General features: G+C 70.6%; 9 protein-coding genes. 6 read left to right on the top strand and 3 right to left on the bottom strand.

Going from position 1 to position 11,607, the window contains the following annotated elements:
• Positions 1-97: 97 nt before the first annotated feature.
• Entirely contained in the window at positions 98-2,197 is a 2,100-nt protein-coding gene (locus ABZV93_RS21220) for a phosphocholine-specific phospholipase C (RefSeq protein ID WP_354938792.1), read from the top strand.
• A 64-nt stretch (positions 2,198-2,261) separates the two neighbouring features.
• On the opposite strand, the gene ABZV93_RS21215 is transcribed toward ABZV93_RS21220, so the two are convergent.
• Entirely contained in the window at positions 2,262-3,737 is a 1,476-nt protein-coding gene (locus tag ABZV93_RS21215; RefSeq protein ID WP_354938790.1) for a sugar porter family MFS transporter, read from the bottom strand.
• Positions 3,738-3,986: 249 nt separating this feature from the next.
• On the opposite strand from ABZV93_RS21215, the gene ABZV93_RS21210 reads away from it, so the two are divergent.
• Positions 3,987-6,617: a hypothetical protein gene (locus ABZV93_RS21210; protein ID WP_354938788.1), complete on the top strand. Its 2,631-nt coding sequence runs from the start codon at positions 3,987-3,989 to the stop codon at positions 6,615-6,617.
• Positions 6,614-7,207: an NUDIX domain-containing protein gene (locus tag ABZV93_RS21205; RefSeq protein ID WP_354938786.1), complete on the top strand. Its 594-nt coding sequence runs from the start codon at positions 6,614-6,616 to the stop codon at positions 7,205-7,207. Before ABZV93_RS21210 ends, ABZV93_RS21205 begins: the two co-directional genes overlap by 4 nt.
• On the opposite strand, the gene ABZV93_RS21200 is transcribed toward ABZV93_RS21205, so the two are convergent.
• A complete protein-coding gene (locus ABZV93_RS21200) occupies positions 7,204-8,418 on the bottom strand; it encodes a cytochrome P450 (protein ID WP_354938784.1) in 1,215 nt (404 codons plus the stop codon). The two genes, ABZV93_RS21205 and ABZV93_RS21200, sit on opposite strands and share 4 nt — an antisense overlap.
• Positions 8,419-8,585: 167 nt before the next feature.
• Between ABZV93_RS21200 and ABZV93_RS21195 the strand changes: the two genes are divergently transcribed.
• From ABZV93_RS21195 to ABZV93_RS21185, 3 genes are all read left to right on the top strand, one after another.
• Positions 8,586-9,476 (top strand): phytanoyl-CoA dioxygenase family protein, encoded by an 891-nt coding sequence (locus ABZV93_RS21195; protein WP_354938782.1) that lies wholly within the window; start codon positions 8,586-8,588, stop codon positions 9,474-9,476.
• 154 nt (positions 9,477-9,630) lie between these two features.
• Entirely contained in the window at positions 9,631-10,638 is a 1,008-nt protein-coding gene (locus ABZV93_RS21190; protein WP_354938780.1) for a Gfo/Idh/MocA family oxidoreductase, read from the top strand.
• A gap of 150 nt (positions 10,639-10,788) precedes the next feature.
• Positions 10,789-11,046, top strand: coding sequence for an acyl-CoA-binding protein (locus ABZV93_RS21185; RefSeq protein ID WP_354938778.1), 258 nt, complete (start codon positions 10,789-10,791; stop codon positions 11,044-11,046).
• Between the two features lie 84 nt (positions 11,047-11,130).
• Here the strand turns inward: ABZV93_RS21185 and ABZV93_RS21180 are convergent, their stop codons facing one another.
• Complete coding sequence (locus ABZV93_RS21180; protein WP_354938776.1) at positions 11,131-11,607, bottom strand: NUDIX domain-containing protein; 477 nt, start codon at positions 11,605-11,607, stop codon at positions 11,131-11,133.

Genomic DNA, 11,607 nt, shown 5'->3' with positions numbered 1-11,607 from the left:
GTTTGTTCGTCCCGCGATCCCGGGACGTCACCAACCGGCCACCGCGGGATCGGTCGCCGTTGGAGACAGGTGCACCCACCGCGACGACACTGCGTACGTGACCCAACTCTCTCGTCGCCGCCTGCTCGGCTCGGCCGCGGCCACCGCGGCCGGAGCGGGACTCGCGTCCGTGCTGCCACCGTCCCTGCATCGTGCGATGGCCGCGCCGATGCGGCCGGGTGGACTGAAGGCCGTCGAGCACGTCGTCGTGCTCATGCAGGAGAACCGTTCCTTCGACCACTACTTCGGCACGATGCGCGGAGTCCGGGGGTACGGCGACCGCACGCCGTTGCTGTTGCCGAGCGGGCGACCGGTGGCGTACCAGCCGCGACCCGGCGGCGGAGAGGTGCTGCCGTTCTCTGTCCGCGAGGGCGCCGAACGAGCGCACCGCGACCCCTCCGACATCCAGTACCTCGGTGCTCTGGACCACAGCTGGCCGGGGAGCACCAAGGCCTGGGCGCGCGGCTGGTACGACGACTGGGTGGCGGCGAAGACCGAGGCGACCATGGCGTACTACGAGCGGCGCGACATCCCGCTGCAGTACGAGCTCGCGGACACCTTCACCTTCTGCGACGCCTACCACTGTTCGGTGTTCGGCTCCACGAACCCGAACCGCAACTACCTGTGGAGCGGCACGGTCGGCTACGAGCCCGGCACCACGCAGCGAGCGGTCACCAACGCGGCGTACGACTACGACCACCCGGGCTATGAGTGGACGACGTACCCCGAGCGCCTGGAGGCCGCGGGCATCTCGTGGCAGATCTACCAGGAGTGGGACAACTTCACCGACAACGCGGTGGAGTACTTCCGCCGGTTCAAGCAGGTGGGTACGAAGGCGCTGACGGCGGTGGAGGAGAAGTTCCGTACCACCGAGGAGCTGTACTCCGCGTTGTTCGACCGGCCCGAGGCCGAGCGGCGCAAGCTGCTGGACCAGTTGGCCGCCGGGCGGGCGGGACTGTCCGCGGCCGAGCGCAGCCTGTTCGACCGGGCGCTCTACCGCAGCGAGCCGGAGAGCCTGGTGCCCCGGCTGCGCGCCGACATCGCCGCCGGCAGGCTGCCGAAGGTGAGCTGGCTGGTGCCGTCGGCGGTGGACTCCGAGCACCCCGGATCCTCGACCCCGGTGGGCAGCGCCAACCTGATCCACGACGTGCTGGACGCGCTCGCCGCCGATGTGGACACGTGGTCCGGGACGGTGCTGTTGGTGAACTTCGACGAGAACGACGGGTACTTCGACCACGTGCCGCCGCCGGTGCCGCCGCGTCCGGCGTCCGGCAACGGCGACGACTGGTACGACGGTCAGCCGATCGGGCTCGGTCCGCGGGTGCCGATGACGGTGGTCTCGCCCTGGACGATCGGTGGACACGTCGACTCACGGGTCTTCGACCACACGTCGGTGCTCCGGTTCCTCGAACGCTGGACCGGCGTACGGGAGCCCAACATCAGCAGCTGGCGCCGCACGGTCTGCGGCGACCTCACCTCGGCGTTCGACTTCGACCGGCGGGGCCGGGCGCCCCGGCTCGGCAGTCCCGGGCCGGTGCCCGCCCCGATCGACCGCTGGCACCCGCAGGCGCCAACGGACCAGTCGGTGCCGCCGCAGGAGCCCGGCCACCGTCCGGCGCGCGCCCTGCCCTACCGCCCCGCCGTACGCACCCGGCTCGAGCGGGGTGGCCGGCTCGCGCTGACTCTCAGCAACGACGGACCGGCCTCGGCGCACTTCGCGATCTATCCGTACGCCGGGGAGTTCGCCGACCCGCTCCACCTCGACGTGCACGGGAGCCACGTCGAACGGGTGCAGGTGTCCGGCGGGCGGTACCGGCTCGGCGTGCAGGGGCCGAACAGGTTCTGGTACGAACTCGCCGGGACGGTCGCCGGTACGGCCGCCGGGGTCGACGTCCGGGTCGCCGGGCCGGTCGGCGAGGACCGCATCCACCTCCAGGTGAGCAATGCCAGTGGGACAGCCGTCACCCTTCGGCTGCGGGCCCTCGACCATGGCGACACCGACCGGACGCTGAGGCTGGCCGGCAGGCACCGGCGGCTGGTCGAGTGGCCCGTCGACGAGGGGTGGTACGACGTCGAGGTGCAGGCGGTGGAGGACCCGACGTTCCGCCGCCGGCTCGTCGGCCGGATCGAGGACGGACGGGCGGGGCGAACGGCCTGAGGTTGCGCGGGCCCGCCGGTTGGCGACCGGCGGGCCCGCATCGCTGCGCTTTCCTCGCGCCCGCTTACTCCCTGGGGCCGTGCAGCTCCTTCGGCCTGGCCAGCACCCCGTGGGACGCTGCCTTGTCGAACACCTCGGTGATCTGCTCGACCGACAGTTCCTTCGTCTCCGGCAGGTACGCGGCGACGAACGCGATCGCCAGCAGGCACAGCACCGCGAACGCCACCATCACCCAGGACAACCCGATGGCGCTCACCGCCAACGGGAACACCAGGATCAGCGCGAAGTTGGCCAGCCAGTCGGCGGTGGCGCCGATCGCCGCGGCCCGGCCGCGCACGGCGGTCGGGAACACCTCGCCCTGGATGAGCCATCCGGTGCCGCCGACGCCGACCGCGAAGGACGCGATGAACAGGTCGAGCGCGATGAGCACGACCGCGATCTTCGCCACCCCGGCGAGGGCGCCGTTGCCGACGGCGCCGACCACCATGAAGGCCCCCATGCCGGCGAAGCCCCACAGGGCGAGCTTGCGCCGGCCGATCTGGTCGATGAACCGGAACGCGAAGTAGGTGGCGATCACGTTGACCGCACTCATCACCGCGGTGATGCCCACGGCGGTGGTGGCCGCGTCGACCGCGTTGCCGCCCCCGAAGTAGGGCTCGAGAATCTTCGGCCCGTAGTAGAACGGCACGTTGATGCCGGTGATCTGCTGGAAGACGAAGAAGACGACGACCACTATCAAGGCGCGCTTGACACCGGGCGTCCAGTTGCGGACCTTCGCCTCGTGCTCGCGTTCACCGGCGGTGGCCTGGATGTGGCGGGCACTGGCCTGCATCTGCTCGTCGGTCACCTGGTGGCCGAGCAGCCCGATGGCCTTCTTGGCGTCGTCGACCCGGCCCTGCCGCAGCAGCCAGCGCGGCGACTCCGGCATCTGGGTACGCAGCACCAGTGCCAGGATGGCCGGGACCGCGCCGAGGCCGAGGATCAGCCGCCAGTCCAGCCCGGTCGCCTGGCCGGGCATCGCCTTCAGGATGACCAGCGCGATGAGGTAGGAGACGAGGATGCCGACGGTGATCATCCACTGCTGCAGCATGCTCAGCGCGCCACGCCGGTTGCGGGGTGCGTACTCAGCGATGTAGGCGGTAGCGATCGCGGAGTCGGCCCCGACCGCGAGGCCGATCAGCGTACGTGCGAACAACAGGACGCCGACGTCCCAGGCGAACGCGGACAGCAGTGCGCCGGCGGCGTAGATGGCGGCATCGGCGACCAGCAACGACTTCCGGCCGAACCGGTCGGTCAGTGAACCGGCGAAGAACGCGCCGACCGCGGCACCCAGTGAAGCGCCCGCCACGAGGTAACCGGTGGCGAGGTCGCCCAGCTTCCAGGGAATGAAGCCCAGGATGGAACCGATGTTCGCCGTATCGTAACCGAACAGGAAGCCGCCGACGGTCGCCAGCAAGGTCAACTTCCAGTAAAAGGAAGTGGGTACGTGGTCGTCCAGTGTGGCCAGCGCGTCTCTTCTGGAACTGGTCGCCTCACTCATGGGACACCTCCATCGCGCCGGTCACCTCGGTCTGGTGCGACGGCGCACGTCGACCACAGCACGCGGACGTCAACCACACAAGGCGGACAACCCGAATTCTGGCCGGCGGCCGGGTGCTTCGTGCCGGGCAATGTAGCAGCCTGAGGAGTTGTCGCACGTCTCCTCGCGTGCAGGCGATCGGACATCGAGCTGACCTATGCAGGACGAGCCGATTCACCGAGCGTGCATGCGTGGTTAGGGTCTGGTCTCGTGCTCACCGACGACGGCTCGGCCGGCAGGTTTCACACCGACGGCCCCACGCGGCGCCGGGTGCTCGCAGGTGTCGCAGGGCTGGGCCTGACGACGCTGGTCGGTGGCACGCGGGGCCAGGCGGTTGCCGCCACCGCCGCGACCGCGAACGCCGCACCGGTGGCGGCCGCCAAGCCACCGCCGCCCAGGACCGAGCTGCTGGCGGTGTCGGGGCCGGGGCAACCCCGCTGGCTGTCGGTGCCGATGAGCCGGATCGTCGTCAACCCGTACGACTTCAACCAGGCAAGCAGTGAGGTGGAGCAGAACAGCGGGCCCGAACTCCCGCTGTCGGTCGGCTACTACGCCCACAACCAGGCAGTCCGGGTGCCCTCGTTGCTGAGCCTGTACGTGCGCCCAGCCGGTGAGCCGGACCCGAAGCCGCCTGCCACCGTGTTCGCCGACGACTTCGACGACCTCTCACCGCGGTGGAGCGCAGAACCGGGAGTCGAGGCCACCGTCGCCAACTCCCGGTTGACGATGACGCTCCCGGACGCGGCACCCAACCCGTGGGGCGCGTTGTCGAGGACGCTGACCGTGGACGTCGACGCGTACCCGGTCGTGACGGTGGACGTGACGAGTGTCGCCGGTGCCTGGGCGCTGAAGGTGAACGAGGGTGGTGCACCGGTCGACACGGTGTTGCAGGGGGACACGACCGCGACCGGCGCGTTCTCCTACGACCTGCGCAGGATCACCGGCTGGTCGGGCACGAGGACCTTCACGCTGCGGCTGTTCGTCGTCCAGAAGAACGCACCGCTGGTCGTGGACCGGATCACCGTGCAGGAAGAGCCGACGTCGTGGCTCGAACCCGCGAACGACTTCTCCACCACGTGGCGCCCACAGGCACTGGAGTTCTCCGCGGACTACGCCTCCGGCGGCAGCGTGCAGGGGCGGGACCAGTTCCACGACGCGACGAGTCTCACCCGGGTGCTGGCTGTGCGCGACGTCGCCGGCGACGGTCGTGCGCTGATGCTGGCCGGACGATTCACGGGGGATGCCGCTCTCGACGGGCGCGGCGTGCTGACGGTACGCGGCGAGGCGTTCAGCTACTCCGTCACGGTCGGGCGCGGTGCTCGGGTGCGCTACTACGCCAACGAGACGGACCTGCGGGCCGGCGGACCCGAACTCGGCGGGCCGCCGCCGAGTGGTTGCTGGGGCGTGGCGGTTCCGGCGCGGGACCTCACCATCGGAGTCGGTTTCGCCTACGCCGGTGAGGGCTCGGCGCGCTCGGCGCAACGCGCGCTTGACGCGGCCCGGCCGGACGCGGCGGACAGGGACCACGCCCGCTGGACGGCGTACTGGGACGCCGAGCTCGCCCGGGTCCCGCGGCCGCGCGACTTCACCCTGCCCGGCGTACCGGCCTTCGGGATCAGCCCGGACGACGTGGCCGCGACCTACTACCGGGCCTGGCACTTCCTCGCCGCCAACACCCTGCCGGAGGCGCCCGAGGTCGGCTACCACCACCCACAGGTCGCCACCGGCAAGCCGTCGATGTGGAACTACGGAGCCGATGGCGCCCGGCCGTCGGCCAGCTGGGACAGCCTGCTCGGCATCCAGTACCTCGGCTACCTCCGGCCCGACGTCGCCTGGGCGTCGTTCGAGGGACTGATGTCGCTGGTGGACGCCGACGGCAAACTCGGCGGAGAGAGTCTGCCCAGCCGCAAGGCGCAGACCGCGTGGATGCTGTACGCCGTGACCGGGGACCGCGCTCGCCTGGCCGGGATCTATGCCGACCTGCGCCGGTATCTGCTGTGGGCACAGGACAATCCGCGGTGGATCTTCGGCGACCACGACATCCCGGACGAGCGCGACGCGGAGTTCGTCGTGTCCCTGATCGTCGACTTCGGCTACGCCGAGCGCATCGCGACCGTGGTCGGTGAGACCGGCGACGTGGCCTTCTGGCGTACCCGCAAAGAGGGGTTGACGCGCGACTACGGGAACTGGTTCTTCCCGGCCGGCGGGCCCTCGCCCACACTGCAGTACCACTACGTCGAGGGCAGTCACGCCGACAGCCCGGGCAACACGCTGTGGGTGTGCACCGGCCTGCATCTGCCGGAGCTGACCGCTCGGCAACGGGACCTGCTGGCGAGCCGGTTCCGTGCCGCCTTCTCGCCGGAGGCGACCCTGGCAGGCTTCGGCTTTCCCGACGTGAAGGCTCCCGACGTCACCTTCACGACGTACGGCCTGCTGGACAACGGGATGACGACGGAGGCGGACGTGTTCGTCCAGGCGAACGTCCGCGACATCGTCCGGGCCGGTTCGTTCGCCGAGGTGTACGACGACCCACCGGGCGGACCGGTCGGCACCGGTGTCCGTCCGTCGATGTTCGGCGCGGTGAACCTCGTCGACTTCGTGTGGCTGCGCAACGGCTACCGTGCCGATGAGGGGACGCCGGTGTTCCTTCGCATGTCGGACGAGGTGGACGGAGGCGTCTCCGGGCTGACCTTCCGGGGCAGGACGCTCGACATGGAGGTCGACGCTGCCGCCGGGGAGATCCGGCTGTCCGGCGCGGCGATCGGTGGTTCGTCCCGGTGCCGTCGGCTGTCCGCGCCGATCGGGACGTCGGTGCCGTTGCCGGCAGGCTGTGCGCGGTGAGCGGTCGCGGCGTGCGGCCCGGCTTCGGTGAGCGCCATCCGGACCTGATCGCACTCCTCGCACGCCATACCCCGGTGGTCACGACGAACGACGTGTGGGCCAACGGGACGCTGCCGTTACGGGTGTCCGCCTACGTCGGGGTTCCTCCGATCGCGGAGCTGGTGAGCTCGATCCGGTGCGTGGTGCGGGTGGACGGAAAGTTCGTGGTGTGCCGGGTGCCCGGTGAGCTCCACGCACTTCCCGGTGGGCGCCCGGAGCCGGGCGAGACCCCACCGCAGACCGCCGTTCGTGAGGTGTACGAGGAGACCGGCTGGCACCTGGACCCGGAATCCCTTCACCCGCTGGGCTTTCTTCATCTGCAACGCCTCGTCGGCGCTCCGCCGGGCCATCCCTATCCGCACCCGGACTTCCTGCAGCTGATCTACTCGGGTGTCGCGCGCACCCGGGCGGTCGACACCGGTGAGGACTGGGCCGACCTCGACGGGTGGGAGCTCGGCACCTTCCTCGCCGACGCCGGGGAGATCGTCACGCTGGACTTGTCGCCGATCTCGCTCGCGTTCGTGAACGCCGCCCTGCGGGTCGAGCGCTAACGCGGGTCGAGCAGGAGAGGCAGTGTCCGTACGCCGGTGAGGTTCGGGGACGGCAGGAACGTCGGCGGCTCGTCCGGGTCGGTCCGCAGGTGCGGGAGCCTGTCCAGCAGGATGTTCAGCGCGACCCGGCCCTCCAGGCGAGCCAGCGGAGCCCCGATGCAGAAGTGGATGCCGCGCCCGAACGCCAGGTGCGGGTTGGGATCGCGGGCCGGGTCGAAGACGTTCGGGTCGGTGAACTGCCGCGGGTCCCGGTTGGCGGCGGCCAGCACCACCATCACCATCTGGCCGGCCGGGATCGGCGATCCGCCCAGCTCGACGTCGGTGGTGGGCACCCGGGCGAGGGCGGCGAACGGGCTGAGGAACCGCAGCGACTCCTCGATGGCCGCCGGCACCAGGGACCGGTCGGCACGCACCCGGGCGGCGGCGTCCGGGTGGGCGTCCAGGCACAGGACCGTGTTGCCGAGGAGCATGGTGGTGGTGATGTGCCCGGCGATCAGCAGCACGTTGGCGAAGTTGACCACCGCGGTGTCGCTGAGGCGCTCGCCGTCCACCTCGGCCTCGACGAGTTTGGTGAGCAGGTCCTCCCGCGGGTGCCGGCGTCGTTCGGCGGCGTGCTCGCCGAGGTAGTCGGTGAGGTGGTGCAGCTGCTCGAACGCCTGGTCCATGGCGCGCCGCTGCCGCTCGCTCGGCTCGACCAGGGAGAACTGCTCGGAGCTGTTGAACGCACCGTCCACCCACTGCTTGAACAGGTGCCGGTCGCTGCTGGGAACGCCGAGGAGTTCGGCGATGACGGTGACCGGAAGCGGATAGGCGAGGTCCGCGACCAGCTCCATCCGGCCGTCCGTCCGGCCGCCGTCTGTCCCGTCGGCTCCCACCTGGTCGAGCAGGTCGTTGGTCAGCTCGGCGAGGCGGGGTTCGAGATCCGCCACGACCTTCGGCGTGAACGCCCGGCTGACCAGCTTGCGGAGCTTGTGGTGCTCCGGCGGGTCCATCGTCGGCAGGTTGCCCTCGACGAAGTCCTGGCGGGGTACGAAGCGGCTGGTGTCGGAGGAGAACGTCCGCGGGTCGGCGAGGATGCGTACCGCCTCGGGATAGCCGTACACCTTCCAGAATCCGAGCTTCTCGGCGTACTCCACCACCGTCGGTGGCGCCTGCCCGCGTAGCCAGAACTGGTCCGGATGGGTCGCCCAGGTGTCGGTGACTGTGGTCATCGTTCCCCCTCCCCACCAGCGTCCGCCCCCGCCTCGCGCGGGTCAACGGCTACTGGTCCCGCTTCCCGGGCCCTCCCGGAGGCGGCCAACTCGGTCCGAACCCTGAACGGCGCTTGACAATTCCGGCGTTGCCGCGACACGTTGCGCATAAGGCGTAACCAGAACGGATGCGGCGGCGGGCCGTGTGCGGGCAGCACGCGGGCGCGCAGGCACGCCGGCCGCGCCGCCGCGAACAGGGTCAGGAGATCCTCAGCATGCTGACGCAGGAGCAGGTGGCGCGCTTTCGCGCCGACGGGTTCGTGAAGGGTTCGCGGGTGCTCGACGACGTGGAGGTCGACGAGCTGCGCGCGGAGATGGAGCGCGTCATCGACCAGCGCGACCGCACCGACGTGCCGAAGCCGGTCCAGCTCGCCAACCTCGGGACCGAGGAACGGCCCATCTGGCAGATCGTGAACATCTGGCAGGCCAGCCCGGCGTTCGAGCGGTTGATCCACCACCCGACGATCACCGAGGAGCTGGCCCAGCTCAGCGGCGCCGGCGAGCTGCGGGTGTGGCACGACCAGATCCAGTACAAGCCGGCCGAGCAGGGTGGTCTGCTGCACTGGCACCAGGACGCTCCGCTGTGGCCGATCCTGACCCCGGACACCCAGGTCACCGCGTGGGTCGCGCTGGACGACGTGGACGAGACCAACGGCTGCATGAGCATGGTGCGCGGCTCCCACCGGTGGGGTGACCAGATGGACTTCCTGCGGCGCACCGAGGACGACCCGGCCCTGCCCGAGACGTACGACGGAAACCCGGTCGAGGTGGTCCTGCGGCCGGTCGCCAAGGGCGAGGTGCACTTCCACCACTCGCTGACCTGGCACGGCTCCCACGGCAACACCAGCAACCGCCCGCGCCGGGCGATCGCGATGCACGTGATGGGTGACGACACCCGCTACGTCGCGGCCGGGGAGCACATCATGAAGAGGTTCGTCACCGTCGGCGACGGCGAGCTGATGACCGACGAGGCGTTCCCGGTCGTGTGGTCACGCGCGGCTCGGCCGGCGTCACGCTAGGACGGCCGAGCACCCGGCGATCTGCCCCTCCGTAGCCGAGCCCTGACGGGCCGCCGAGCCGTTGTCCGTTCCCGGATAAGGGTTCCGCCCCGTCCGGGCCGGTGTGGAAGGGTCGGGTGCGGAAACAGAATCCGCACCGCTGGGAGGCATGGACGTGAGCAGGCTGAAGGTCGCTGTGGTCGGTTGTGGAGGTGCGGCGACCGGTCACGCGCTGGCGCTGGCCAACCTCGCCGACTTCGAGATCGTGGCGTTGGTCGACCCGAGTGAGCGCAACCTCGCGAGCTTCCGTACCCGGGTGCCCGCCGTCGCCGACGTACCGTCGTACGCCGACGTGGAGCAGCTGTACGACGCCGGGGTCGAGGTGCAGGCGCTCACCGTGGTGACCCCGCACACCCTGCACCACCCGATCGTGATGGGGGCGATCAAGCGCAACCTGCACGTGCTGTGCGAGAAGCCGCTGACCTGCGACCCGGCGCACGCGCGGGAGATCGAGTCCGCCGCGGCCACGGCCGGGGTGACCGTCATGGTGCGCTACCAGCGGCGGTTCGACCCGGCGTACCGCTACATGCGCGACGTCATCGCCTCCGGTGAGCTCGGCGAGCTGCGATCGATCATGGTGTCGGTCGGCCAGCGCTGGCTGAAGAACACCGTCGGAACCTGGCGTCAGGACCCCGCCCTGTCCGGCGGCGGCATGCTGATGGACTCAGGCTCCCACCTCGCCGACATGCTGTTGTGGCTGGTCGGCAAGCCGGTGGAGACCGTCTCGGCGTTGGTCGACAACGCCGGTTCGCCGGTGGACATCAACACCTCGGCGACGGTGTCGTTCGCCGGTGGCGTCCAGGGCCAGCTCCACGTGGTGGGCGACCTGGCCACCACCTGGATGGAGAACGTCGCCGTCTCCGGCACGAACGGCCTGCTGCGGTACGAGGCCGACCCGCAGCACCCGTGGCGGACCGGCCGGGTGGTGCACTACCGCGGCGATGAGCTCGTGCAGCCGGTGAACCTCCCCGAACCCCCGGAGATCCACGAGGCCCTGCTGGCCTCGATCCGCGGCGAGGCCGTCAACGAGGCACCGCCCGCAGCCGGCATCGCGGTGGCCGAGCTGAGCGAGGCGATCTACCGTTCGGCCGGCGAGGGCGGCGCCCGCGTCTCCGTCCGCTGACACCCTCATGACCCGCGCGCCGCGCGCGACGACGACCGGGAAACCCGGCCGGAACATCTGGCCGAAGACCCCGGAAGCCGTTGCGCGCGGCCGTGACGGGGCATAGACCGGTGGAGCGGGGCGACACCGTCCCGGATGGGGAGGTGCGGGATGAGCGACCTGGAGACCGACTTCACCGGCGCCGTGAAGGCGGTGGCCGCGCTCGGGGTGGACCCGGGCAACGACGTCAAGCTGCGGCTGTACGCGTTGTACAAGCAGGCGACGATCGGCGATGTCGACGGCAAGCGGCCAGGCTTCACCAACCCGGTCGGGCGGGCCAAGCACGACGCGTGGGCGTCGGTCAGCGGGATGAGTTCGGCGCAGGCCAAGCAGGCGTACGTCGACCTCGCCACCGGCCTGATCGGCTGACACTCTGGGTGCGGTTCCGGTCCGTCTACGCGTACGTGTGCGGCGCCGTCGTTCCGGTCGACGGCGGGCCTGGCGGTGACGTTTCTAGCGCCCGGTGAACCCGAAGCTGACCACGGCGTCGATGCCACCCGCGCGTACGCGGTCCAGGACGAACAACTCGTGGGGTACGACCGGGTCGGGCAGGTCGTCCAGCGGGAACCACCGCAGGTCGGCGGCCTTGTCCGGCTCCACCAGGTGGGGCTCGCCGGTCCAGGCGCGGCACTGCAGGAAGAAGTCGACCCGCTCGTCGATCGGGTCGCCGGTGCGTCCGGTGCGGTGCATGGCGGTGAGCGGTACGAGGTCGGCCGGCTCGATCTTCACCGCCAGCTCTTCCTGCGCTTCCCGGCACGCCGCCTCGAACACCGACTCGCCGTCCTCGACGTGCCCGGCCGCGGCCATCGCCCAGTGGTCGTCCATGTAGCCGGTGCCCTGGCGTAGCTGGAGGAGCACCTGCTCGGCGCCGTCCACGGTGCGGCGGAACATCACGTACGCGGCGGGGACCACCTGGAATCGATCGGTCAC

The sequence above is a fragment of the Actinopolymorpha sp. NPDC004070 genome, from assembly GCF_040610475.1.
Lineage (GTDB): Bacteria > Actinomycetota > Actinomycetes > Propionibacteriales > Actinopolymorphaceae > Actinopolymorpha.
The sequence above is the reverse complement of the archived record's forward strand: the minus strand, read 5'-3'. Positions and strand labels throughout refer to the sequence as shown.

Coding starts and splice junctions, on each gene's coding strand:
- ABZV93_RS21215 (WP_354938790.1), bottom strand. CDS start 3,737: ATGAGTGAGGCGACCAGTTCCAGAAGAGACGCGCTGGCCACACTGGAC.
- ABZV93_RS21200 (WP_354938784.1), bottom strand. CDS start 8,418: ATGACCACAGTCACCGACACCTGGGCGACCCATCCGGACCAGTTCTGG.
- ABZV93_RS21195 (WP_354938782.1), top strand. CDS start 8,586: ATGCGGCGGCGGGCCGTGTGCGGGCAGCACGCGGGCGCGCAGGCACGC.
- ABZV93_RS21185 (WP_354938778.1), top strand. CDS start 10,789: ATGAGCGACCTGGAGACCGACTTCACCGGCGCCGTGAAGGCGGTGGCC.